The sequence below is a fragment of the Snodgrassella sp. B3088 genome, assembly GCF_026535815.1.
Lineage (GTDB): Bacteria > Pseudomonadota > Gammaproteobacteria > Burkholderiales > Neisseriaceae > Snodgrassella > Snodgrassella alvi_E.
This window is the reverse complement of sequence record NZ_JAFNPG010000008.1, coordinates 121,153-144,384: the sequence shown is the minus strand read 5'-3', so window position 1 is coordinate 144,384 and position 23,232 is coordinate 121,153. Positions and strand designations below refer to the sequence as shown.

Below are 23,232 nucleotides of genomic sequence, written 5' to 3'. Positions count from 1 at the left end.
TTATCTCATATCATTAGCTATACTGTGTAAGCTGGTCTTTAAAATATCTTTGAACTGTTTTGCCCCGTCCGGCGTGTTAAACAGTCCTTTGAATGTGACATCTTTTTTCCCATCGCTTAATACAATTTGCACCACCTCCGAGGCCTTTAACAGTTCGTTCATGTCCTTGTTTATCTGGCTGGGCGGGTTAAAGCTGGTCGGCAATGGCGATGGGTTTAAATTCTGCATCACAGGATTTGATGCGCGGCCAGACAGATAGCCAATGCCACTGCCGTCGCGCTCCTGCTGCCGTTTCTTTGTCCAGTACGCTTCTTCGCGGTCGCGATACTCTTTGCTGAATATGCTTAGCTGTTTGGTATCGTCACCACTGCGGCTGGAATCCTTTAACTCCGCAGCAGCATCCGATAAATCCTTGGCAGCGGCCTTGGTATCTTTCTGCGCATCATCAAATGATTTAATTTGCCGCAGCATGGCTTCCGCCTGCCGCAACTGCTCCGGCGTCGCGCCCTCCTTGCGCAGGCCGTACAATTGCCGCTGGACTGAATCCATACCCAGCGTGGCCACCTGTTCTTTCAGCCCCTCCAGTGTCGCTAAAACAGATTTCTGCTTCTGTATCTGTTCGGTTAACGCGTTTACTGCCTGCGCCTGCCGTATTTGCTCGTTGGTCGCATGCGTTAGCCCCATCCGAAAGGCAATTAACGCATTTTTACCGCCAAACAGTTCTGCGCGCGCCTCCTGCGCCTGCTGAATCATGTCTTTTAACGTTTGTTGATTCTGCAACTGCTCTTTATATGCTTTGCTTTGCGCCTGTAACTGTTTAGCCTGCTCAATCTGCGCACTGGTGGCATTCTTTGCAGACAACTGAAACAGGGTCAGGCCGTCCTTGCCCGCAATTAATTCCGCCTTTGCTTCTTCGGCGCTTTTGCCCAGTGATTGCAGAGTATCAGCAACGGATTTAATGTCATCTATCTGTTGCTGTAATTTTTCTTGCTGTTTTTGCTGCTGGGTATATTCTTTCAGCTTCTGGCCGGTCATACCCTCGGCATTCGCTTTGGCCACCGCTTCGGCAACCCCGCTAGACAACCCGCCGGCCATCAGTTGCTTCTGTTTTTGCAGCAGGTCTATATTCTTTTTCTGGGCGTCTATCAGCTTCTGTATGGCGGCGCTGGTCTGCTGAGCCGCGGCCGCGATTTGCTCAGATGATGCTTTAAACTTAGGCGCAACCCCGCCCATAGCATTAACTGAATCTGCCGCCTGATTGGCTTTTTTAGCGACATCTTCGAGTGCCATGGCCTGAACGGCCAGCTCGCCCGCCAGCTTAGAATCATGCCTGATTCCGAACAATTTGTTTAACTGCTGGGCTCCCTCGGCGACGGTACTCCGGCCTGCTTTAATTTCTGCAAATATGCTTTTGATTTGTTTAGCAATTTCGGGCACTGTCATATTGCTGGCTGGCGCTGTCTTATTGCTGGCTAGCTCCGTCTCTATTAGGCCGTAGTACTTCTCTTGTAAATCCTTAAGTCCGCTGCGGAATTCATGGGCGGACTGGTCGTAAGCGTCTTCTGCCTGTTTGCGTAATGCCTGTTTACCGGTGTCAGATGCCTGCTTGTATTTGGCAATCAGCTCATCAAGTGAACCAATCTGCGTCTGGAGGGAATCATTAACCGTTTTAGAGGCCTGCCGGATTTGATAGTAAGCATAAGCCGCTGTAGCCAGTCCGGCAGCCAGCCCCACCCATCCGCCCTTGGCCATGCTGGCCACCCCTCCCGCGGCTTCTAACGCGCTGGCGGCTCCGGCTCCTCCTTTAGCCGCATTGCCCGCCCCGCCTGTCTTAGCGGCGGCAAGCAGTTTGGCGGCGGCAGCCTCTTTCAGCATGGCCGCAGCTGACTGTTTTGAGGCGGATATTTCGGCATACTTGCGCACTATCACCATGGTAATAGAGGCAGCATATTTGCCGGTATAAATGGCCGATACGGTACTAAGCACCGTAGATACGGTGCCGAGATGATTGCCCATCCACTCCATGACCGCACCGGCTTTACGGGTGGCACCGCTGGATTCGTTCAGCGCACCAACATAGGACATGACTTTGTTTTTTAACGAAGTAGCAGATTGTCCTATTGTTTTGTCCATCTTGCCGAACTGGGCATTGACATCGGCGGACTGTTTTAAAATGGCATTGGCCACTGCCTCAGATGTCAGCTTGCCATTGGCGGCCAGCGCGCGCAACTGGCCAACGGTTACGCCTAACCCTTTCGCCAAGGTTTGCGCCAATCCGGGCGCCTGTTCAAGGACTGAATTAAGTTCTTCACCGCGCAAGGTACCGGAGGCAAAAGCCTGAGATAGTTGCACCAGTGCTGCGGCCTGAGATTCAGCAGAACCGCCACCGATGACCATGGCTTTATTGATGGTATCAGTTAATTGCAGCAACTTTCTGCCACTGATTCCGGTTTGTGCCTGCGACATGGCCAGTTTGTTATACAACTCAGCCACTGTACCCAGTGATTGACCGGTATTATTGGCGCTGGCCATTAACTGGCCACGAACCTGCTTCAGCTCATATGAAGAACTGATAACCAATTTCAGGCGGTTATTGACGGTCGTCCATTCATCCGCCATAGCGGACAATTGACGCGCACTTCCAATCCCTAGCATGGCAATAGCTAAGCTTTTAACTTTAGCGGTGGCGGCGTCAACTTTCGAATTAAAGTCATTCAGGCCGCTGCTATCTATCACCCCAGCTTTAATAACCGCCGGAGCGGTCGACTCTACTTTGGCCACTTTGACAGGAGACGGCTCTATGGCCTGCGGTCTGGCCTTTCTGGCGGCATTTAAAGCCGCTTCCTCTGCGGCTAATTCGCGCGTATTGATGGTGGCGAGTGATAACAGGTCATTCTGTTTGCCATAGGCAAGCAAATGCGCGTTTAAGCGCGCTGAATCATTTTGATATTCCTCCCCGACCCTTTTTAACTCTTCTTTATACTTGCGTACTGAAACAGCCGTTTCTTTAAACGCCTCTACCTGCTTCATAGTGACGCCAAGATTAAGCAGGGTTTGTGCCCTCGTATTAATTACGGCATCACTTAAGCCATTGGCGCTGCTTGCTGAAGATTGATAGGCGCGCATCAAGGCCTGTGTGGATTTTTTGGCCTGCTCTTCTGTGCTGCGTATACCAGCGATAAACCCCCGCGCATCAAGGCCGAAACCTATGGTTATATCATCAGACATGTCGGCTCCTTTCCCCTACCATTTTTCAAGTGGACAGTGTAGCCCCCATATTCTGGCCTTAGGCTTGATGAAACACCCACAGCGGCCGCACCTATCAAACGTGTTAATTGGCGCATCAGGCTTTGTATCCGGTACCCAACGCACAATTTCTGCACACCCAGCGCAAATTGCTTTTTTTTGCTCATAACGGCTGCGACTGTCCTGCCTAGCCTGTTCGCCTTGATTGCAATCACATCCCATATTTGCACCTATAACAAAACAGCGGCGCAAGGCCGCTGGCTTACTACAACCCAAATGAATCCAGATAGGCGTCTACATCATCCACTTCATCTGCATTGCCTCCGGCGTCATCTTCTTCAAATTCATCATCAGCGGCATTGGGTAACAATAAATCCTGTAGCGTGATATCCTCATTACCTGCCGCACGTGCTGTAACAAGCGTGTTATAGGCAAAATACTGTTCAATACGCCACTGCGGAAAGCCGTAACGCTGGTAATATGCTACATAACGATTAAATTCACTTACCGGCCATTTGTCTATCTCAAAAGCCGGCAAATGCAACGCAAAAGACAATTCAATTATGAGTTTTTCGCGTCTTGTGACAGCTTTTTTAACCCTTGCTCCCCGTTAATCTGGAAAAAATATTCATTGACCTTGGCTAATACTTGGCTCGGCAATTCTGCCAGAAAGGCAACGTCCTCCCGATTGTCAGGATGAAACATAGGCTGCCCAGTGCCATCCAAAATCATCAGAGCTTTTTCCCGTACGCCGTTTAAGCCATCATCGTAACTATTTTCAAATTCGTCACAGCGCCGAAAAAAATCCGCCATTTCCCGCACGCTGAGCAATTTGACAAACAACCCCTCATACGGGGCGATGTCCGGAACAGGACTAATGACGGACTTCATATACTGGCGCGCATTGTTGATGAATGCGGCTTTTGGGTCTTCTGTGTTATGGGTTGTGGTCATGTTAAATTACTCCGCTGGTGGTATCTAGTTTGCGTTGACGTCCGACAATTTTTAACTCTATGGAGAATTGCCATAAATCGCCGCTTTTACCGTCTTGATCAAAACTAGTAATTTTGCCTTGATAGCCGCGTAGGGTTTTGCTTTTTTTAGGCTTCACGGTTAAAAATATTGTCTCTGTGGCTTCGGCCATCTCTTCTAAAAAGTCCTGTACCTTTTTATCAGGCATCCATAATCCCGACATACTGATGGTGCCTGATTCTTTTTGAACTTCTGTTACGGGGTCTTCGTCGCAATTGGTGGTGACGTCTTTTTCTGTAGTTTTAATAGGCGATATTTTGATGCTTGTAGCATCACAAAACGGATAACGGATTAGTTTTGTAAATTTCGCATCGGTAATGGTGCCTAAATCTTCGCCATTTAATCCAATCACGGCAAAAGAGTCTTCCGTATTGACACTTACGAGGTAATACCCATTAATTGCGCTGTTGGTTTCACTTTCAATCCAGATAGCATCTGATGTACTTAAACCATGCGCCAGCGATGTCGCAATAGCCGGCTTAGAGTTACTCAGATTGGTAATTTCATTTGTCGGGACATCGGGTAAATCAAAAACAGCGGTTTGATTGGTAAAAGGCGTCCCGCGCTTGGTGCTTATTCGGGTCTTTTTTGGTGCTTGCGCCATATCTAACTCCCATAAAAAAAGCCACGGTTTCCCGTGGCTGGTAAAAATCATTTGCTTACTAAAAAATTAAATAATCAATTGTTGCTTGATACTTCTTCCGCTCAATGTCGTATGAGAAAATAGGGGAGGTCTTTAGTTCACAATCTATTTCTTCTGCTTCCTGTAATGTGTCCATCACCTGCTCTACGCATTGCGCGCGCTCCTGCGGACTGTTGGCATAAATGTCTATCTGCACGCGTGGCCTGAATTGTTGGTAACAGTTTGTTCCATCTACTTGTCCGGAAATCACTGTATAACGCATAGCTGGCCACCAATTCGGGTCGGCTCCGCTGTTCTGTTCTGGAATAAAGTCCGGATACACACGCCCGCCACACAAATCCCCAATCAAGCTGTAAAAAGCTGCTATTTCTTCCATTGCTTTTTAACTCCCTGAATCAGAACTTTTACTGCCTCCTTTCTGCCCTCCCCTTTTTTGCTGTCGTATGCGTTACGCATAAATGGATGTGCCTGCGACATGTTAATGCCATACTCTACAAACGTGGCAATCTGCCTAGCCCCTTTAGGGATTTCTTTAGAATTAGAAACAGTAACAATATGCTTTGAGGTCATCCCTAAACGTTCGCTAGGCGGCAGCCGCTTCATAATGATGCTGCGGGCGACGTGTCCGGGCTGAACGACTGTCGCAGTCTTGCCGCCAGTGCTGTTTTTGTTGTATATACGGTATGGCGCAGGGGCTTTGTAAGCGCCCTTAACCGCCTCATCACGGATAATCGCCGCCCCCCTGCCGGTTGCTTTTTTGCTGATTTCGCCATTTACGCCATTAATCAGCTTCTGCATTTTTTTATGCAGCTCATTTAGACCGCTGGCAGTTATTTTTACGCCCATGGCTAACCCTCATTAAGTCCGGTTGTACAGGGCAAGTTAATTGCCTCTGAATGCGAAGAGTCAGGCAGCACCGCTTGTATATTAAAAATAATGTCATTGTAGATAATGCGCCACTCGGGGCTAATGTTGGACGTCAGACTACTGCGGCGCACCTGAATGGATGCGCTGCAACTAGAAGAGTCCAATCCGTTTTTAATAAACTCACGGCCGGAAAGATAGGATATATTTGCCCACAAATACCCGACATTGACCCATTTTTTATCAAACTCTCCCAGCGTGCCTTTGCTCAGCTGTGGACGCTGCAACAACACCCGCTTGTCTAGTTTCCCTGCTGCAATACTCATTCTTTACCCCACATCATCATGTAAGGCTGCAATAAAAAAGCCACGCCACACGGTAGCCATGAGGCATTTAACGCGGAAACGGCTTCACGGTTTTTGTACCAGTGCGCAGTAATCAGCAGTAAAGCCATATCTACTGCATCGTTATAAAGCATGCCGTCTGGGTCGTTTTCCGGTATTGCCGACTCGTACCAATTCCGGTTGGTGTACTGTTTTACCGCCTCCTTAGCTGCCGCCAGATAAATCATCAGCAATCCATCTTCGCTGTTATCATCAATCCGGCAATTCTTGCGAATATCATTAATTGTAATCATCATGACCCCATCCGCCCCTTGAGTGGGGCGGGATGAACTGCATTATTTAGTTTTGTCAGACTGCGGTGGCAAAGTGGACTGTAACGTACCGGTTACAAATGCATCTTTACGATAAATAGCCAGCGCCAACCGTTCTTCGCACAGAATGGTGACCATATTTCTAGTAAAGTCATCTTTGTCCGAATAACAGATATCAACTTTCATATCCCATCTATCAAAAATTTGTGCTGCCATCTTAAAGGCGCCGGTTAAAAACTGACCCGTGGGCATAGAAGAAGTAGACACAACCGGCTGTCCCCACATCATAGGCACTGCCGTGCCCTGTGGGTTGCCGATAATGTAGCGGCCAACCTCATCTTTAGCGGTTTCAATTTCTGCCCATTGGATAGGGTTTAAAATATGCCCCGTAGCGCTGTAACCAGATAACACTACTTGCAGCATCGCCAAGCGTAATTGGTCAATGATGCTGTAGCTTTTAAGGTTAGTAGTGTTCATAAATGGTGTCGCGTTAGGAATTAAGCCGATTAATTCGTTTGATTCTTGAACTCCGCGGCCTTTAAGAAGTTGTTCTTCTTCTTTTAGCTTTAGTCCGTATTGCAGGCGTCCATCAATGATTGAACGCAAGGCGGAGGCATCACTTAAAATCTGTTTTGACGCCTTAATAAAGTGGGCAAGTGTAATTACCGGCGCCATAGTAGATGTAAAGGTAATATTAGATTCCGGCTTTAATTCACCCTCTTTTACCCCTGACGCCTTGTTATCAAACGCCGCTTCCTGTGGGATATAAATTGCTTCCGCATCAGTATGCCCTTGCATCAGTAAATCACGCACCCTTAATTGCTGTTGCGGCAAAGAAACCAAATCAACTACTTGGGGTTGCAATAATGCGCTAGCATCCCCGCTAAACTGCCCTGCCGTTCCACCAATTGCTTTTCTGTTTACTTCAACACTTATTTGCCCTTTTTCCCTTAAATCCGTGCAATTTTTATAATTATTCGACTTGACAAACCAATCACCTAAAGTCTGTTTAACTTCGGGCGTTACGGGGTTTCGAGCCTGTGCTTGCTCCAAATCATGTATTTGTGACTTTAGGCCATTGACTTCGGTCAGAAGTTTATCAACATCATGTTTAACTTCATCGGTAACCCTGTCTGATTTATCCATTTTGCCTTTCAGCTCTTCGCCCAGCCCCTTGACTTCGTCAATGACTTTATTTACTTCGGCTTGCTTTTGCTTCAAAACGGTAGCCAGCTCAATTGCCTCGTTTTCGTTCGTACCTGCCATTTAATTACCTCTTAAAATTTGTATTACGTCATTCATCACAGAATTATGTTGTTCGGGTGCTGCCTTTTGTGACAGCAATAAAAAACCGCCGTCGTGTATGACAGCGGCCTGCTTTTCGTTAAATCCGTTTTGCCTCAATATTTCTTTAAACTCTTCTGAGGACGGTAGCCCGTGCTCAAATTTGACGCAGTTAACCCTTGCTTCTGGGTTAGCTGGGAAAATTACTATAGATATTTCATATAATTTAACCTCCAGTAATTTTGTGACATCTGTTTTGCGGTCGTGTTCTTTTTGTACCGGCTGAAATCCAATCGAAAGACCGTCAATTGCTTTAGCTCGTAATAGGGCATGCACTTCCCGTGCTTTTTCAATTTCCTTAATTAATAACTGACCCTCTACATATAAGCCGCGGTCATCTTCAACCAGCTTAGTAAAAAATCCAATTGGCTTGTCCCAATCATGATTAAACAATACCGGCGGCAATCGGCCACGGGTTTGCCATTCGTTTAACGTCTTAGTAAATGCGCCTCGCATCACAATATCGCCGTAAGAATCCTTGTTCCCACTAACCGAACCGTAACCCGAAAAAAAACCGTTATCATTAACGGATTTAATATCAAGTTGAACATCTAAATGTTTCGTTTCCATTATGTCTAATCCTTTAAAGGCTCCTTTGCTGCATGGTTAAGCGTCCCCATATTTAATTGAATGGTTAATTCGTCACCCCCCTCGACTGCTGGCAAGTCTTCAAGGTCGCGCACGTGATTACGCGTATAGATACCGTTTTGCACCATGGAAGTGTAAAAGCTCGCACGTTTATCCGGAGAGGCTCGTAACAAGCCCTCTGTGTTGAATTTAGGCGTTAGAATTTTACGTTCAGCCGGACTAAGCAATTTATGTTCAATCGCCTGCTCAATTCGTGTCAGTCTCGGCACCAGCACAAATGCTTGGAAACTTAATACCGTATTTTCGTAGCTTGATGCCCAGCTTGATGATTTACTGGTATGCCCTATCAGCTGCGGCGGCACGCCAAAACATCGGCAAATCTCTTCAATGCCAAAAAGTCGCGATTCCAGTAACTGCGCATCAATCGGGCTTAGAGATGGCGCGCGGTTGATAAGGTCAAAACCGCCCTCAAGAACCGGCGTTTTACCGGCTTCGCTGGCTGCGGAAAATTTTTCGAGCCATTTCCTTGTTTCATCGCGCTGCTTCTCTGTCAATATGGATGTGCCACCCTGTCCCGCTCCTCTGTAAACAATCACATCACGCCCTTTAAAGCGGTTTTTGTAATCGTATGCGGTTGTGTCATTGGCATGAATTTGTAAACCGAGAATATCCGCGCCATACGACAAAGGCGAAAGGCCGGTTATACCGTCAACAGTAAAATCCTTAAGATGGAAGACATCACGCGCATTTAGTGTCCGAATGCCGTCCCCCTCGTTATATTCGTATTGCACCGCACCATTCTGCGCCCGTTTTATTGTCACTTTATCGGCGTCCAAAACCTCCAAGGAGATAATTCGTTCACCTTTGCGCTTAATTTCGGCAAAGGCGTTCCCGTGTATATCAATAGACGTCATCATTGCCTGCCAAAATTCCGCCGGCGTCATGTCGGCATTAGGCGCATAGCACAGAATGTCATATAACGGATGGTTTACGGCACTCTTTTTGTCGGCCGTTCGCAAAGAAAATGGCAAAGTAGAAACCAGCCCTGACCGCAAATTGATACACGACCAGACCGCAGAAAGTTTTAATGCCTTTTCAGGGGTAACCGTGACACCACTTACCGACGAACCGCCCGATATTGGCGGCATCCGCTCGCCTTTGCCTAACTTCATTTGTGGGCGGAAAAAATTGACCAGATTTCGCCAAAATCCAACGTCTTGCAAAGTTCCCATGTACTAACCTATGATATAATTTTCCAGAAAATCATCAATATTGCCGCCCCAGCGTGATGGCGGATTGGTGGCTATCACCGCAACAGCATCAAACAAAGCCATTAAGCTATCAATTTTGGCAAATCCGGCATATTGTTTAGTAACTTGAATGCCGTTACCCGACTGAATAACGCGCGCATTACCAACATTCCAATTCATCAGCAACTGATTGGCATGCCACATCTCTCCACTTGCCAAAGCCCGTTCCGTAGCCTTAATGGTGCCGGTCATTTTGAAACCTTGCGAAATTGCCTTAAAAAGGTCAGCCGGAAACGGGTAATTATTGGCAATGATTTTATTTTGTATGGTTTGTAAAACCGGCTCCATGCCGTAGCGGTCAACTGCTATCGAATGCAGAAGACCTGTTTGCAGCACTTTTAAACATATCTCGGAAACTTCTTCTAGGTCGTCCCCTACGTTCTCGCACAAAGTCAAATCGCCATTTTTGGCAAATGAGTCCAGTTGCGGCAATATGTCCTTGCGGTTGTTTAGTACGGGTGGATTTGCCCATGCGTAACACCATGATAGCCAGTGCTGCGAACCTCTTTCCCGTCCGACGACAGCCAAACCGAATAAATCATCATTCCCCCCGCCATCAAGCCCAATTACAACAACCTCGCTACGTTCCAGCAGGGTATCTAGTGTCAGGGTGTCATCAGTCTGCTGTAACCAGTAATCCGCCCCGCCCCAGCGGTCAGAACGCAAATTAAGCCCGACCTCTTTATTTAAATGCTTGGCTTCAAACTCTATTAACGCTTCTTTGCCCTTTAGTCCTGCCTGACGGTATTCGCTTATTAAATAAGCCTCGTCTACTGAGTAGCCGAGGCTTGGGTTGGTTATATAGAAGTTTTCGGGCTTTTTATATGCCCCCGATTTAATCAACGGAGGCGGAAACTCATAAATTATTGGCAAATAGGTTTTATCTACCATTTCTTCGCCGTCTGCCATCTTGCCATCACGGACGGAACGCGCGTACTCAAGTTCGGTTTTAAATACACCAGCCGGTGGTGCTTTTGATTGCGTGGTTAGCATGATTAAAAAACCATCAACCTTAGACATCAAACCGCCGGTGGCCTCTTTAATGATAGATTCAGCATTGGCAATATCTGCAAATAAATGCATTTCATCGATTAAAACAAAAGAGGCCTTAGCCCCTGCTGCTGATTTGTCATCGGCCGCAATAACTTTTAAAGTAGAATCCGTGGCCAGATGGGTTATAGTCTTTGTGTGCTTGGAAATGATGTATTTATCTTTCATTTCCTCATCAAACTCAATCATGCCCGCGGCGGGTTTGAATGAATTGTCCGCAACTTCTTTGGTTGGCGCCAAAATGATGGCTTCTGCCATATGCCGCTCGTTCAATTCAAGCGCCGTTATCATGATGCCGGCAGCAATCGTTGATTTAGCGTTTTTTTTACTAATCAGCAAAAAGAATTTTTTAATCAATCGCCGTTGCGTATAAGGGTCAAGCGCCCCAAAAATCGCGCCGACGAAATCAAATACCCACGGCGGCATAACGTCGCGCATTTTGGGCAATCCCGCCATATCCGGCACAATTAAATCGCCAAAAACCTCTATTGCAATTTCTGCCACCTCTGGAAACAGCGGCTTACATGGTATTAATGACTCTCGGTTAACAATCCGCGTTTCCCAATCGGGGCAGGCTGTTACCCAATCAGCCATTTATTTTACCTTTCGTAGTCCTTTTTGCTCTAAGCGTGCAGACAGCCCGCCAAGGCGCGATTTTTGTGCCGCAGCATCCTTGGCCGCCTCTTTCTTACCGGTTTCCCCGATGCGGCCATGCTTATATGGCATCAGGATTTTTGCCGCATCAACGCGCAATTTAAGCGGCGAATCCTCATCAAGCATGACATTAAGCAAAAACTGTAAGGGGTCATTATTCTCAGCTGTCGGCCGGCTTTCCGTATTAACATCATTAACATCTGACTTAACAGTGTTGTTAAGTTTTTTGTTAATTCCGTTTTGCTGGTTTTTCAGCTCTTCAATCCGCGCTAAAATGGCCGGATTTTTCATTAATCGGCATGCGGCGACCGCGGCGCCATTCTTGCTGTAACCCGCATTAATACACGCTTCCGTCTGATTTATGCCCGCCGCAACGTTAATCGCGAACAATTCCTGTTTTTCATTTAAAATCATATTTTATTGCCTATTTTTTAAGCAGATTTTGTTAATTAACAGGTGTATACAGGCCTTTTTTTTTATTGGTGAGGGAACGCGCGGTGTCGGAGCGCATAGTAACCCAACTTTACTACCACCCTACCGTGATAATAACCTTATGTTACTATCCCATCTGGGTACCATCATGGCATGGCACACACAGCACCACGACCGCGCCGGTACTGCTTAAAATTCTTTGCCGCGTTCATCTTCGTTCTTATTTACCATCCGCGCTTATATCTCTCGCGTAGTTCTTCTGTTGTTTTCTGCTGGTGACACTCTGAACACAATACCTGCAGGTTAATGTCGTCATTACTCCCGCCCTGCTCAAGCGGAATGATGTGGTCAACCTGTAAATTACCTCCAACTCGGCCGCAATGTTGGCACCTGTAGTTGTCTCGCTCCAGTATCCGGCGCTTGATTAACTGCCATTCATATCCCCTAATGCGCTTTGTTGCCCCCGCCTTGTCTTTGAATACCGTTGCCCGTGAATTTGTGTACTCGGATAAGCTAGGCTTTAATGTTGGTATTTTCATAACTCATCTTTTAATTTGTCATCAACAACGGCACGGTGTTTGTTTTCACGAGTTCTAGGTTCAATCCACTGCATTAATTCATAAAAGCACTTCCCAACACTTGCATCAGACATATAGTCACATAGAACTTGCACCAGCTCTTCTTGTGAATTAACTACTTTTTGTTTAAAAAGTGCGTTCTCAAAGGTAACCGCTAATGGGTAGCCGTCGCGAATATTATTAATAGTCACCGCGAAAAAATCAAAATGGCCTATTTGAATTTCTATTTTTAATGACCTCCATATATTCACATTCTCTGTACACTTTACATTTTCCTGCCCAACCAACTCTTTAATATCATCACAAAGCCGCCGTAATACATTTAGCGTCTTTTCGGCTACTTCTTCGTCTTGGTTGAATTTGATGGCGCCTTGTCCAAGGCCTTTAAGGCATGCTTGTTTAAAACCTAATGTACTCATTATGAGCTACTCCAAAAAAAAGCCCATGCAAGCGCATGGGGTTAGGTTTCATCTAAAATTACTATCTGTAGTAAACCTGCTTAAAACAAAAAACGGAACAGCACACGCCATTCCGCCAAATAAAATTCATACAAACAAATACGCATTATTATTGTTATTTTTTTGCTAGTGTGTAATAATACACACAAACAAGGGGGGATTATGAATAGCTCTGCTGTGATAAAAATGTTGCTCAACGATGGATGGTACGAGGTCGCAACCAAAGGCAGCCACCATCAATTCAAACACCCCAGCAAATCAGGGCGCGTTACCGTCCCTCACCCTAAAAAGGATTTACCAAAAGGGACAATTAAAAACATATTCAAGCAAGCCGGCCTGTAATAGGCTGGCGTTACAAGAAAGGCACATCATGTTTCTATACATCGCTATTCACAAGGACGAAAATACCGGCTACGGTGTGACCGTGCCCGCCTTGTCCGGATGCTTCTCATACGGCGATACACTTGATAAGGCCATCGAAGAAACCAAGCAGGCCATTTTGTTCCATATTGAGGGCATGCTGGAAGATGGCGAAGAACCTGAAATACATCAGCCCACCCTTGAAACCCTCATGACCAACCCTGACTATGCCGGCGCACAATGGATTGGCATCGAAGTTAATATCAGTCACCTGACCCTAAAGCCAGAACGCTTTAATGTTAGCTGGCCAAAATACCTATTAGACAAAGTAGACAGCTATGTAACATTAACCCATGACTCTCGTTCTAATTTTTTAGCCAAGGCAGCGCTTGACAGAATGAATAGTACAAGTACTAAAGCAAGCGCTAATTAACAACAAAACGCCAGCAATTTAGCTGGCGTTATAGAATTCTTAATCATTATAATCAATTTCTTTTTGCACACCCCAAATATAAACAGAACGCCACTCAGTTTTCACTTCCCAAGGGTAAAAATTGAATATTCCTACTTGTTTACATTTTTCATCCATAAAACCAATAAACTGTCTTGCCAGCGATTGGAAATCAGATTCACTCAGCGATTCTCCTCCCCACTCGCAAAAAATTGAGAAATTCACTCTCAAAGTTAATGGAGAAGGTACACAAGGCAATTTTTCAAATGGACTCATGTCAAAATGGTACCCGCCAAAATCGTCCTCAACTTTACTAATTCTCCAAATCCATATAGAAATATTCCAATTTGGAGCATCCTCTTTAAACTTAGATATAACATCTTCAAGATGACTTTTTATTTTTTCTGCGGGGGCTTCTTTGGTACCCATGTTCCGACTCCATTCGAATCAATAAAAAACGCCAGCTAAATTGCTGGCGTTTTGGATTGTGCAAACCAAATTAAACACACATCTAAAATTAAACTACTCTTACCGTAAGTCTTATCCGAAGAATAGCAAAATTGTATATATTTTCCCCGCTTTTTTCTAGTCATATTATTTATTTGTAATATATATTACATATTTTTACTTAAATAGCTTTCCATCTTTGACTCCAGCTTGATGATGCAATCATTATGAAGACGGTTAATTACCAATTTAATCCGTCTTATTTTTCTATACAGCTTTCCTTTGCTCCAATTAAATTTGTCTTGCATAGTTGACTGTTTAATTTGCCCAACAAACAAATATTCCAATAATGTATCGCTTTCCAAACGGCTTAGCCCGTTAGTACTAGCTACTATATAATTAGTCAGGTCAATAATCCCTGACAAATCATAGCCATATTCAGCTTTAATATACGTCCATTCAATGTCATTTAAAATATTCTCTACTCGGCTCAAAATCATGGCGCTGTTAGCATGTAAATCATGCTGAGTTAATCCCGATGTTTCTCTATCAATGACGCCTTTAGATTTAATCCACTCTTCTATACGCGCTGAATTGCTTTTGCCCATTATGAGAGTATTTTTAATGTAGAAAACTTCACACAGCATATCATCTATCGATTCGTACATAATCGCTCCTAGCCTACTCGTATTAAATGCTGGTTGAGTAATAATAATTGTGTTCGCAAAACACCTTCCGCGTGATGAAGTCGCGCTGTATCCGCATCTATATACCTTGTCCGGCGGTCTACTTCATCGTGACAAGCACTACAGGCGTACGCGCCTAAAATATCGTTGGGCTTAATCCCAGTACCGCACGTACCTGACATTCTGTAATGTGCTAAAACGACCGTTTCCGGATTGCCGTTGCAGATTCCCTCTAAACGCACCTGACATTGTTGCCCTTTTGCTGATTGAGTAATTTTGCTCATGGCTAGTTACCTAATGACATAAGATGCTCTATCGCAACCTGTGCTTCTTCTTCACTGGAAAATTTGTTACACAAAATCATGTTCCAGCACACGTTAAAACATGCCTTATAGAATGCGTTGAATTCTTCTTGCTCCATATTTGCAAAGCTAATAGATTTAGCTCTTTTGATTACTCCGGAGGGTGTAATAAAAAGCTCAGAATAGCCGGCCTCTTTTGTCAGCCAGTCCCGAAAGGCGTTAATATCTTTTTCTAAGGTTGGTATTTTTTCAGCTCGTTTTTTGGCCAATAATGACAAAGCTTCTTCAGCTGCGGCCACGATAATGCCTTTGTTTCCTGCAAACTTGTCCAACCTTTTCGCTACCCATTCAACAACACCGCGCTCATTCGGACTAATTAGGCCGCCTGCTGGCTGCCAGTAATCAAAGGCAAGAGGCAATAACCCGCCAAAAAATAACCGATGGTGCGGCAAGCTGCGAGGCTTTTGCCTCGTCACTTTGAGTTTAACCGCCTGTCCTATCGTTAGTTTGTTGACAGCATCGGCATCAATAGGCGTAACGGGGCGTAAACTATTATCGACAGCTTTAACGGCCATGATTTCCATTATTTGAACTCCTCAATAACCCAGCCTCCGCCAAGCTTTTTGGTCGCTCGCTTAACTGCAATAAATTTGAACGGGTAGTGATTTGCGGCTACTTTGATTTTTACTCTTGCGTCATCCATCCAAAAACCCTTGACTTCATGCATTTCAATCGTTCTATCAGCATTCATTACGATAAAATCAGGGGTGTAAAAGGTATTATTGGCCAGTTTGAGTTTGACCCCCTCAAAGAGATACCAAACGATTTTGCCCGCGTGTAAGGCGGGTTTTAAAACCTCTTGTTCGTAAGCACATTCGGTTTTATTCATCTGACCAACTGGCAGGCGGCCAAGGGCGTAAAAATGTTTAAACATTACTTGTCCTTGTGGTTGTCATGTGAAAATTCCACCGCCGCAAGTCTCTTAGAGCCTTTTCAATCGCCTCCGGCTTAATTGGAACCCCAGCACGAACACATATTTCTTCAAAATCTGGGCTTCTAAAATATTTCATCTCCTTGGCTACGGCCTTAGAGAGATATTTGGGGTTTGTGTTTGCTATTCGTTCGCGAGCTTCCCGTAATGCATAAATTATTACCATCTTCCATAATCGCCGACATGCCTGTACTTGCTCTTTAAGGATGGCTGGATTTATGTCCGTTAGATATTCATTTCCAATAGCGTCCATCATTCAATTTCCCTTAGAGGAAAGTGGAGATTTTTTAAACTGTATAATTCTTTTTTTAGACATATTGCTTGGAGCTTGATGCTTTCAAGCTCTTCAGCAAGGCCGCTATCAAGGCGGGTATCTTTGATTAATGCGCCAGATAAATTGGATATAGCCTGCAAATGATTTAGGCTGTTAGATATCATAAGCAACGCATATGTATCATTACCCTCTTTGAATGTTTTTTTAATCTTATCGATAGGATATGGCACATTTATTTCGATAGTCATTTTTTACTCCTGTTTTCAATTTGCATAAGTTGTTGACGGCATTTTTATTAATTCATTTGAATATATTTGCCGTTGCTATTCTTTTCCCTCAACAACCAATGGCGGCATGTTATACAGGTATTCATATCCCCTCCTTTTTATCTACATTTTCTAAATACAGTGCCCAAAGGAAAATGATGGGGAATGGGAACAGCCATAACAATAAAAAAATAACATTCAAACAGAATATTACCAATGCCTCACACAGCGCTTTAAATTCACTGGGGAACAGATTGCGCCGTACCTTATCTGGTACAACTAACCACAATTTAGCCGCTATTTTGATGTATTTAATTTTGGTTTTAGCCCACTCTTTTATGTGCTTAATTTTGTTTTCTGCCGAATCTTTTATGTATTTAATTTTCATTTTTACCAATGCTCCAATTAGACGTTGTCAGCTCATTGCACATTTGTGCGCTATTAAATTGATTAAATTTCCCAGTTTGTCCTTGCCCGCCGCCCTCTGCTCATTTGTCAGCAAATTACCTGTTTCAATGTCTATGCGCTCTTGAGATGCCGGCAGCAAGGTCAATGCATAATCTTGGGTGATGTGGCCGTTCATGGCGGCCTCTTTGACCACGTGTGCCAGCTGCTCTTTATCCACTCCAGCACTAACAAACCAATCAGGCTGCATGCCTTTTGCTTTTTTTTCGCTAACCATGCGCTCGTAAGCGGTTTTAAATGCCATCCCTGCGCGGTATTTGTCTCCCGCGTTAAATAATGCTGTTGCACTTTGTGCCGCCTGCATAGCAGTGTGTGTGGTCAAGATTGATATGCTGTCGTTTTCCCAACCTGATACCAAAGCGTTAAATGCTTCTTCCGCAGATTGCCACCCGTCGTCTATACGCTCCAGTATTGCAGCTAGGGTTAATTTGCCTTTGAGCTCTCGCCGGCACCGCTCAAAAGCAATTAAAACTTTATCCAGCGGATACGCCAGCAAGTCTTCTGCCATAACAGCCATAGCGTTATCGGATAATTGTGTACCGGTTAGTTCAGCCGTGACAGCAATTGCCTGCATGATTTTTTCTGCACTCATTACGCCAGCCCTTTCGCTCTAAGCTTAGCCAAGGCGCCCTTAGCAGCCTCGTAATTGCTTTGGGTTTGCTCAGTCTGGCGTGCTCTTGTTTGCGTCATTTGCTCACCTCGCTGCATGTCTGTCAGTACCTGCTGATAGGATTTGAGCAAGCAACCAAATTCATGCCGGCACTGCACAAACCAGCCGCCGTTATGCGTGAGGAAAAAAGCCGCTAACGCTGGGGCAATATCCTTGCCTACATACTTCACCAGTGTGGCAACCTGCCCTCTTGTTTTTTGATTGCTTGCGGGTAGTACGCCGTATCGGGTGCGATAAGCTCTCGCATATGCCTGCCAACACGCAACATTGTCAGGGTTTGCCTGTTTGGATTTTTTTACTTGCTGCGATGGCACTGCGGGGGCGTCAGCGACCCCCGTGCCTATATTTTCTGTATTCTTATGCTGTATTCTTATGCTGTAATCTAATGCTCCTTTATACGAATCTCCGTTTTGTGCATCCCCGAAACCCTCTTTTGTCGCTTCACGAACCCCCGATTTGTCGTTCCCCGAATCTCCTTTTTGCGTTTCGGGAATCTCCGTTTTGTTGTTTGGGGATTCGTCATTCGGCGTTTCAGTATTTCCTGTTTCGATATTCGCCAAATACTTGTAAACAAGTTCGTCATAAGCAGCGAAATCAATCTTAAAATACAGCCGGTGTTCTAGCCTCTTATGTGTCTCAAGTAGTACCCCATGCTCTTTTAGTTTCTTCCGAGCAGTTTCCTGTTCTTTCACACTTAATCCGGTCTCATCTTCAATCTGTGCAGCAGTCTTATATATCCCAAGCTCATGCTTAGTCTTATCCGACCAATACACCAATTGCCCGAATAATATGGCTGCATTTACACTGCCCAAAAGCCTTGCTAGTCGTGGGTGATAAGCTATTGGCCTGCCTAGTATTTTTAATGTATCTGATGGACTCATATTGCACCTTTACTTTACTAGCGCATAACACGCATAACGTGCCCCAGAATTTTCGTCTTTAACAAGCTGAGTGCGTATTACATGACCCTCTTGTTTAAGGTCATAAATCCGTGCGCCTAGGCGCATACAGCCAAATCTGTACAGGGCTTCTAATGGCGTTATTGAATTGCCATCTTTTAGATACTTAAGAATCTGAATTGTTTGCGCTTCTTTAGTTGTTAGCATGGAAATATTCCCATTGTGGTTCGTATGCTTCGTACTGCCGTCTGTCCGGCTGTCAAGCGTCTTCCCGCTTTGCCTGTGGTAAAATAGATGTTCCTACACAACTACTTACCGAAAGGGTGTTACATGGCTTTACCTAGTTCAATCCCGCTGTTTTGCCCTCAATGCGGCAAAAAAGGGCTTAAGACAAAGAAAGGGGAAAAGAACGACCTTTCCCGATTCGTAGGCTTGCCGTGCGATAAATGCGGGCACGTCTTCACTAGGAACGATATCAATAAAATTAAAAGCCAACTCAAAGAGCTCGCTATCGCTGAGGCCAAGGCTGCAATTAAGAAAATACGGCTTTAATTTTTCTACTTGATATCGAATAGCAGCGAGGCTAAATACAACCTCTGCTGCTTCTGTATCTTGATTATTCAAAATCAGGTTTGTCTGAGTCTTCATTCTTGTTTTCTCTATCAGGAATACTATTGAAACAGCAGAAACATTCGTCAACCTCTCAATTTCTAAAGCTTTTCTTGATTGGCTTACTTTATTTGTCATCATAAGCGCTATCGGTATTTATGCTATTCATATTTTTTCCTAAATAATTGCGCCACTTATTTATGACGAAAACTTAACAAAAATTTATAATTTGAAATGAAAGCAAAAGTTAACGATATTCTTTCATTGCGCAATTATTTGTATAATTGCTGAAATTTTATTGTTTTTTAAGTCAACTTCAGACATAATTACTCAATTAGTTGACTTTTCTAACATTTTTAATCTTATTTAGTTCATCATGAAGTTCTTTAATAGCAATACCAACGTCAAAATTTACACTTTTACCTCGCTTTCCCTGCAAAGCAGCGTTAACCCAAGGCTGAGATACTCCAATACGATTTGCAATCTCGCTTTGTGTTAAGCCTTTAGCATATATATCTCTTAATAACTTTTGCCAATTCATAGCTTATCCATTAATTAATCAATTCTTGATTGATTTAATCACAATCTTGATTGTATTGCAAGTGTAATTACACTAATCGGTTGGATTAAGCTTAATTGCCGCTGTTATCACATTCGTGATAAATTTTAAGCTTTACAATTGAGATATATATATGAGTTCCTTCGGCGAGCGGCTTCATGCACTTCGAACAGAAAGAAAATTATCCCAAGCTAAATTGGCTAAATTGGCGGGTATCCCTCAAAGTACCATTGCACAGATTGAAAGTGGTCGAACTAAAAGTACCAGCAAAATTATAGAATTAGCTGATGCGCTTGAGACTACACCAAACTATCTGTTAAACGGGGTGACTGATTTAAAACTTGCTCCACTTTCTTCTAATGTAGGCTGTTATTCAGATAAAGATGTAATCACCAATATAGGGGCGTATGTGACAATTCCATATTTTGATATCAATATATCACCTGATAGTAGCAACGCTACATGGATAGTTCGAGACCCAGCAGAAAAATTAGTTTTTCATGAGAGCTGGTTTGAACATCGAAGGATAAAACCCTCATCGGTAAAGGCAATGTATGTGCGAGGAAATTCCATGCAACCATTGCTTTATGATATGGATACAATACTTTTAGATGAGTCAAATACTGAAATAGTCGATGGGGACATATATGCTGTAATCTATAAAAACAGACTGTATATAAAAGAACTGCGAACCAGTGAAAATGGCATTGATATTATCAGCTATCATTCCGATTATAAGACTATGCATGTCACCCAAGAGACGCTTAAAGACTTTCATGTAATCGGTAAAATGATATGGCGAGGGGGTTAAAAGGCCTTTTTTTACATTAACCGCTAATAATTAGCGGTTTTTTTTCATACTTAATAATCACAATTATGATTTTTTATTTTTTATAAAATCAATCATTTATCACTTTTACACTTGAATAATCAATTTTGTGATTGATTTTTACCAATCACAATTGTAATATACATCCATCGAAGCAATACAGCTTCACCGCATCGGCTCAGGGCAGCGGAATATAAAAGCCCGAGGCAAGTTAAGGAGCTTGCTGGCAAGCCGTTAAGCCTTAGCGGGCGGCCAGAACAAAACCAGTAGGCCAGTAAGGCTTACAGACAGACAAGTCTAAAAATCCAAAGAATTTATATGAAAGGAGAACGAATTCAAAAATTATCTTATATAGTTTGTATCAAAATGTACAAATACATAGATATCGTTACACAGGATAGTAAGGTTAAAAACCGAAGCGCATTTGCCATGAGTGGGTGCGCTTTAGTTTTTGAATTTAAAAAGCCAGCTATTTAGCTGGCTTTATTGTATAGATTTAATGCTACATATTTTGAAGATATTGCATAAGCATCACCCCAGCAGTTTTAGCATTAGATAAGGTTAAATCTATGCAGCGAGTAAGAATGTGCTCCGCTCCTTTTTCTTTTAATTCAGCCAGTAATTTTTCTTTATCTTCTTCCTTTAGATTCGAAGATTTAATAATTGAATCTAAATGCTGAAGAGTATTGCCGTGTAATTTAACAGTAACTCCACTAATTTTGTATCCAAGCTTATCGCCGGCGGCAATATCATATCCATCTGCGGTAAGCATTAATCTATCGGGGTCTATATGAAAGCCATCATTGAGTTCATATACTGCCCTAGGGTCAATCATTCCTTTTGCGATTAAAAATTGCACAGCGGCAAATAATTCCTCCTCATCATATTTTTCGCATAAGGTATCCAATTCAGATTCCGGTAACGGTCGCATGGGGTATTTGGCTAGTGTAGACAACATATCGCTTTTCACCTGTTCAAAAAGATTACTCATAAGTACCTCTATTTGCTAGGTTGTTTTTGGGAACTACATTCTAGCACATGCACGATGGCAGTGAGTGCCTAACCACCTGCCACCCTAACCAAACCATTTCAATTGGAGATATATATGGACACCGCACAAGAAGTGCATAATCTAAAATTGTCTTTAGCATATTCGGCTTTTTACGAAAAGTTTACGTACAAATTCTATTCCCGCCTAGACAAATTAACCTCACTTGTTATTTTACTGGCAGCTATTTTTATTGCTACGGGCTTGAATTATCCAATTGTATTTAGTTTTATTATTGCTATTGCGGCTTTTATTAAAATAACCTCTTTATCCGAATCTAAATCTGAGGTTGCTGAGGCAAAATACCGCGATTATATAACCCTTTTTATCTGTTTAGATGATAAAAACATAAATGCCATTAAAAGAAGATACAGACGTGTACAGATAAATGACTCAATGGAAATTGATGGCCTTGCCCACCCTGCAAGGGTGGCCGCTTTGTCAACGTTAGGCATGACGCCTGAGAAAGGTTACACAGAAGAAAGAAATTTAAGCATTAAAGAGCGGCTAATTCTGCTTTTTATTGGGGAAAGGATAGAATATAACTTCCCAAAAAAATATCAGATAATCAGTTCAGAAACCCTTGTTGTCGGAAAATTAAAGAAAGAGTGAATTTAAAAACCGCAGCGCATTTGTTACGAGCAAGTGCGCTTTAGTTTTTAAATTTATACACAAAGCCAGCTAATCAGCTGGCTTTAATTTTTAATGGAGATAGAAATGACTAAGAAAATTAAACCTATGGAAGAAACCCCAAATGCAGGAATTGATTATTATGTTGTGGGTCGCCTTGTAAGAGAAAGAGGTGATGAGGCTATATGGGTAAAAGAATTAACTTTTACTGGGGATTTAACTGATTATAGGGTACTGGAAAGAGGTATTGCTTTTAAAGAGGAAAAACACGCACAACGCGCTGCAAATTTTATATTCAATTTGATGCGTAAAACAGAACCTCTTTCCGGATGCATTACTTCTAAGCCGGATGAGGGTGCTAGGGTTTGGGTTACAGATCTTCTCTCCTGTGACCACTATTCTTTAATATGTTTTTCGCATTCCAATAATGTGCATCAGACGGTTTTCAAAAACCACATGCTGTTTTCCTCCCAAAAGGACGCCCGCGCAGCAGCTAAATTTATTTTAGCGGCGCTGAAAGCCAAAGTCTTAAGGCAAAACTTAAATTGTCTAACCAAAGCCCCTGCAGATGGTACATGTGTGCATGTCGTAAGCCCCTATAGCCGATTTGGTTGTCTTCCACTGCGATTTAATAGTAAAGACCCACATCATATGTATCTTTTGGAATCAAGACTACTTTATACCTCAGAAGAGGATGCTGTACGAGCGTGTAAACACCTCATACAACAGATTAATCCTACTATGCCTAAGGCTGTGCCTGATGTACCAGACGTTCAACCGCCGCGCCTGCTGCGCGCGATAATGGTAGCGATGAGTAACACTTAAAAACCAGCTAAACATAAACTAGTTCAAAAATCTAAGCCTGCCCCTAAGCAGGCTTTAGTTTTTGGAT

The 23,232-nt window shown here is 43.6% G+C and carries 36 protein-coding genes; 6 read left to right on the top strand and 30 right to left on the bottom strand.

Features of this window, described 5'->3' with window-relative positions:
- The 14 genes from J3U75_RS06765 to J3U75_RS06700 form a co-directional block, all read right to left on the bottom strand.
- The gene (locus tag J3U75_RS06765; RefSeq protein ID WP_267391179.1) at positions 1-3,228 is read right to left on the bottom strand and encodes a tape measure protein; all 3,228 of its coding nucleotides are present in this window, start codon (positions 3,226-3,228) and stop codon (positions 1-3) included.
- A complete protein-coding gene (locus J3U75_RS06760; RefSeq protein ID WP_267391178.1) occupies positions 3,213-3,413 on the bottom strand; it encodes a hypothetical protein in 201 nt (66 codons plus the stop codon). Before J3U75_RS06760 ends, J3U75_RS06765 begins: the two co-directional genes overlap by 16 nt.
- A gap of 98 nt (positions 3,414-3,511) precedes the next feature.
- The gene (locus tag J3U75_RS06755; protein WP_267391177.1) at positions 3,512-3,802 is read right to left on the bottom strand and encodes a phage tail assembly protein T; all 291 of its coding nucleotides are present in this window, start codon (positions 3,800-3,802) and stop codon (positions 3,512-3,514) included.
- Positions 3,803-3,807: 5 nt separating this feature from the next.
- On the bottom strand, positions 3,808-4,200 hold the full coding sequence (locus tag J3U75_RS06750; RefSeq protein ID WP_100156157.1) for a hypothetical protein: 393 nt from the start codon (positions 4,198-4,200) through the stop codon (positions 3,808-3,810).
- A 1-nt stretch (position 4,201) separates the two neighbouring features.
- The gene (locus J3U75_RS06745) at positions 4,202-4,882 is read right to left on the bottom strand and encodes a phage tail tube protein (protein ID WP_267391175.1); all 681 of its coding nucleotides are present in this window, start codon (positions 4,880-4,882) and stop codon (positions 4,202-4,204) included.
- 58 nt (positions 4,883-4,940) lie between these two features.
- On the bottom strand, positions 4,941-5,297 hold the full coding sequence (locus J3U75_RS06740; RefSeq protein WP_267391174.1) for a hypothetical protein: 357 nt from the start codon (positions 5,295-5,297) through the stop codon (positions 4,941-4,943).
- Complete coding sequence (locus J3U75_RS06735; protein ID WP_267391173.1) at positions 5,285-5,767, bottom strand: HK97-gp10 family putative phage morphogenesis protein; 483 nt, start codon at positions 5,765-5,767, stop codon at positions 5,285-5,287. The genes J3U75_RS06740 and J3U75_RS06735 overlap by 13 nt, the downstream gene beginning before the upstream one ends.
- Positions 5,768-5,769: 2 nt before the next feature.
- Positions 5,770-6,111 carry a phage head closure protein gene (locus tag J3U75_RS06730; protein ID WP_100156153.1) on the bottom strand — a complete coding sequence of 114 codons (342 nt, stop codon included), beginning with the start codon at positions 6,109-6,111 and terminating at the stop codon, positions 5,770-5,772.
- Positions 6,108-6,425: a head-tail connector protein gene (locus J3U75_RS06725; RefSeq protein WP_100156152.1), complete on the bottom strand. Its 318-nt coding sequence runs from the start codon at positions 6,423-6,425 to the stop codon at positions 6,108-6,110. Before J3U75_RS06725 ends, J3U75_RS06730 begins: the two co-directional genes overlap by 4 nt.
- Positions 6,426-6,464: 39 nt before the next feature.
- The gene (locus J3U75_RS06720) at positions 6,465-7,706 is read right to left on the bottom strand and encodes a phage major capsid protein (protein ID WP_267391168.1); all 1,242 of its coding nucleotides are present in this window, start codon (positions 7,704-7,706) and stop codon (positions 6,465-6,467) included.
- On the bottom strand, positions 7,707-8,354 hold the full coding sequence (locus J3U75_RS06715) for an HK97 family phage prohead protease (protein WP_267391167.1): 648 nt from the start codon (positions 8,352-8,354) through the stop codon (positions 7,707-7,709).
- A 5-nt stretch (positions 8,355-8,359) separates the two neighbouring features.
- Positions 8,360-9,520 (bottom strand): phage portal protein, encoded by a 1,161-nt coding sequence (locus J3U75_RS06710; protein WP_267391166.1) that lies wholly within the window; start codon positions 9,518-9,520, stop codon positions 8,360-8,362.
- A gap of 87 nt (positions 9,521-9,607) precedes the next feature.
- Positions 9,608-11,326 (bottom strand): terminase large subunit, encoded by a 1,719-nt coding sequence (locus J3U75_RS06705; protein WP_267391165.1) that lies wholly within the window; start codon positions 11,324-11,326, stop codon positions 9,608-9,610.
- The gene (locus J3U75_RS06700) at positions 11,327-11,800 is read right to left on the bottom strand and encodes a terminase small subunit (RefSeq protein WP_267391164.1); all 474 of its coding nucleotides are present in this window, start codon (positions 11,798-11,800) and stop codon (positions 11,327-11,329) included.
- A 28-nt stretch (positions 11,801-11,828) separates the two neighbouring features.
- On the opposite strand from J3U75_RS06700, the gene J3U75_RS06695 reads away from it, so the two are divergent.
- On the top strand, positions 11,829-12,011 hold the full coding sequence (locus tag J3U75_RS06695; RefSeq protein ID WP_267391163.1) for a hypothetical protein: 183 nt from the start codon (positions 11,829-11,831) through the stop codon (positions 12,009-12,011).
- Positions 12,012-12,042: 31 nt separating this feature from the next.
- On the opposite strand, the gene J3U75_RS06690 is transcribed toward J3U75_RS06695, so the two are convergent.
- Both J3U75_RS06690 and J3U75_RS06685 read right to left on the bottom strand, forming a co-directional pair.
- Complete coding sequence (locus tag J3U75_RS06690) at positions 12,043-12,357, bottom strand: HNH endonuclease (RefSeq protein WP_267391162.1); 315 nt, start codon at positions 12,355-12,357, stop codon at positions 12,043-12,045.
- Complete coding sequence (locus J3U75_RS06685) at positions 12,354-12,815, bottom strand: hypothetical protein (RefSeq protein WP_267391160.1); 462 nt, start codon at positions 12,813-12,815, stop codon at positions 12,354-12,356. The genes J3U75_RS06690 and J3U75_RS06685 overlap by 4 nt, the downstream gene beginning before the upstream one ends.
- A 201-nt stretch (positions 12,816-13,016) precedes the next feature.
- Between J3U75_RS06685 and J3U75_RS06680 the strand changes: the two genes are divergently transcribed.
- On the top strand, positions 13,017-13,196 hold the full coding sequence (locus J3U75_RS06680) for a type II toxin-antitoxin system HicA family toxin (RefSeq protein ID WP_100156144.1): 180 nt from the start codon (positions 13,017-13,019) through the stop codon (positions 13,194-13,196).
- A 28-nt stretch (positions 13,197-13,224) separates the two neighbouring features.
- Entirely contained in the window at positions 13,225-13,647 is a 423-nt protein-coding gene (locus J3U75_RS06675) for a type II toxin-antitoxin system HicB family antitoxin (protein ID WP_267391154.1), read from the top strand.
- Positions 13,648-13,686: 39 nt separating this feature from the next.
- On the opposite strand, the gene J3U75_RS06670 is transcribed toward J3U75_RS06675, so the two are convergent.
- The 13 genes from J3U75_RS06670 to J3U75_RS06610 all read right to left on the bottom strand — a co-directional run bounded on the left by J3U75_RS06670 (position 13,687) and on the right by J3U75_RS06610 (position 19,815).
- Positions 13,687-14,094, bottom strand: a complete 408-nt coding sequence (locus J3U75_RS06670; protein ID WP_267391153.1) for a hypothetical protein — start codon at positions 14,092-14,094, stop codon at positions 13,687-13,689.
- 185 nt (positions 14,095-14,279) lie between these two features.
- Positions 14,280-14,780 (bottom strand): hypothetical protein, encoded by a 501-nt coding sequence (locus J3U75_RS06665; RefSeq protein WP_267391152.1) that lies wholly within the window; start codon positions 14,778-14,780, stop codon positions 14,280-14,282.
- 8 nt (positions 14,781-14,788) lie between these two features.
- Positions 14,789-15,082 carry a DUF1364 domain-containing protein gene (locus tag J3U75_RS06660; RefSeq protein ID WP_267391151.1) on the bottom strand — a complete coding sequence of 98 codons (294 nt, stop codon included), beginning with the start codon at positions 15,080-15,082 and terminating at the stop codon, positions 14,789-14,791.
- A gap of 2 nt (positions 15,083-15,084) precedes the next feature.
- A complete protein-coding gene (locus tag J3U75_RS06655) occupies positions 15,085-15,684 on the bottom strand; it encodes a DUF1367 family protein (RefSeq protein WP_267391150.1) in 600 nt (199 codons plus the stop codon).
- The gene (locus tag J3U75_RS06650; protein ID WP_267391149.1) at positions 15,684-16,034 is read right to left on the bottom strand and encodes a DUF1064 domain-containing protein; all 351 of its coding nucleotides are present in this window, start codon (positions 16,032-16,034) and stop codon (positions 15,684-15,686) included. The genes J3U75_RS06655 and J3U75_RS06650 overlap by 1 nt, the downstream gene beginning before the upstream one ends.
- On the bottom strand, positions 16,027-16,347 hold the full coding sequence (locus J3U75_RS06645) for a hypothetical protein (RefSeq protein ID WP_267391148.1): 321 nt from the start codon (positions 16,345-16,347) through the stop codon (positions 16,027-16,029). Before J3U75_RS06645 ends, J3U75_RS06650 begins: the two co-directional genes overlap by 8 nt.
- Positions 16,344-16,613 carry a hypothetical protein gene (locus J3U75_RS06640; RefSeq protein ID WP_267391147.1) on the bottom strand — a complete coding sequence of 90 codons (270 nt, stop codon included), beginning with the start codon at positions 16,611-16,613 and terminating at the stop codon, positions 16,344-16,346. The genes J3U75_RS06645 and J3U75_RS06640 overlap by 4 nt, the downstream gene beginning before the upstream one ends.
- Before the next feature lie 121 nt (positions 16,614-16,734).
- Positions 16,735-17,019 (bottom strand): hypothetical protein, encoded by a 285-nt coding sequence (locus J3U75_RS06635; RefSeq protein ID WP_267391146.1) that lies wholly within the window; start codon positions 17,017-17,019, stop codon positions 16,735-16,737.
- A 27-nt stretch (positions 17,020-17,046) separates the two neighbouring features.
- Positions 17,047-17,688, bottom strand: a complete 642-nt coding sequence (locus tag J3U75_RS06630) for a hypothetical protein (RefSeq protein WP_267391145.1) — start codon at positions 17,686-17,688, stop codon at positions 17,047-17,049.
- The gene (locus tag J3U75_RS06625; RefSeq protein WP_267391144.1) at positions 17,688-18,647 is read right to left on the bottom strand and encodes a hypothetical protein; all 960 of its coding nucleotides are present in this window, start codon (positions 18,645-18,647) and stop codon (positions 17,688-17,690) included. Before J3U75_RS06625 ends, J3U75_RS06630 begins: the two co-directional genes overlap by 1 nt.
- Before the next feature lie 9 nt (positions 18,648-18,656).
- A complete protein-coding gene (locus J3U75_RS06620; protein WP_267391143.1) occupies positions 18,657-18,872 on the bottom strand; it encodes a helix-turn-helix domain-containing protein in 216 nt (71 codons plus the stop codon).
- A gap of 138 nt (positions 18,873-19,010) precedes the next feature.
- Positions 19,011-19,415, bottom strand: a complete 405-nt coding sequence (locus tag J3U75_RS06615; protein WP_267391142.1) for a hypothetical protein — start codon at positions 19,413-19,415, stop codon at positions 19,011-19,013.
- A gap of 193 nt (positions 19,416-19,608) precedes the next feature.
- Positions 19,609-19,815 (bottom strand): hypothetical protein, encoded by a 207-nt coding sequence (locus tag J3U75_RS06610; protein WP_267391141.1) that lies wholly within the window; start codon positions 19,813-19,815, stop codon positions 19,609-19,611.
- Positions 19,816-19,966: 151 nt separating this feature from the next.
- On the opposite strand from J3U75_RS06610, the gene J3U75_RS06605 reads away from it, so the two are divergent.
- Positions 19,967-20,644: an XRE family transcriptional regulator gene (locus J3U75_RS06605; protein WP_267391140.1), complete on the top strand. Its 678-nt coding sequence runs from the start codon at positions 19,967-19,969 to the stop codon at positions 20,642-20,644.
- Between the two features lie 520 nt (positions 20,645-21,164).
- On the opposite strand, the gene J3U75_RS06600 is transcribed toward J3U75_RS06605, so the two are convergent.
- The gene (locus J3U75_RS06600; RefSeq protein WP_267391139.1) at positions 21,165-21,653 is read right to left on the bottom strand and encodes a hypothetical protein; all 489 of its coding nucleotides are present in this window, start codon (positions 21,651-21,653) and stop codon (positions 21,165-21,167) included.
- 114 nt (positions 21,654-21,767) lie between these two features.
- Between J3U75_RS06600 and J3U75_RS06595 the strand changes: the two genes are divergently transcribed.
- Positions 21,768-22,322, top strand: a complete 555-nt coding sequence (locus J3U75_RS06595; protein ID WP_267391138.1) for a hypothetical protein — start codon at positions 21,768-21,770, stop codon at positions 22,320-22,322.
- Positions 22,323-22,427: 105 nt separating this feature from the next.
- Positions 22,428-23,165: a hypothetical protein gene (locus J3U75_RS06590; RefSeq protein WP_267391137.1), complete on the top strand. Its 738-nt coding sequence runs from the start codon at positions 22,428-22,430 to the stop codon at positions 23,163-23,165.
- The last annotated feature ends 67 nt before the right edge of the window (positions 23,166-23,232 follow it).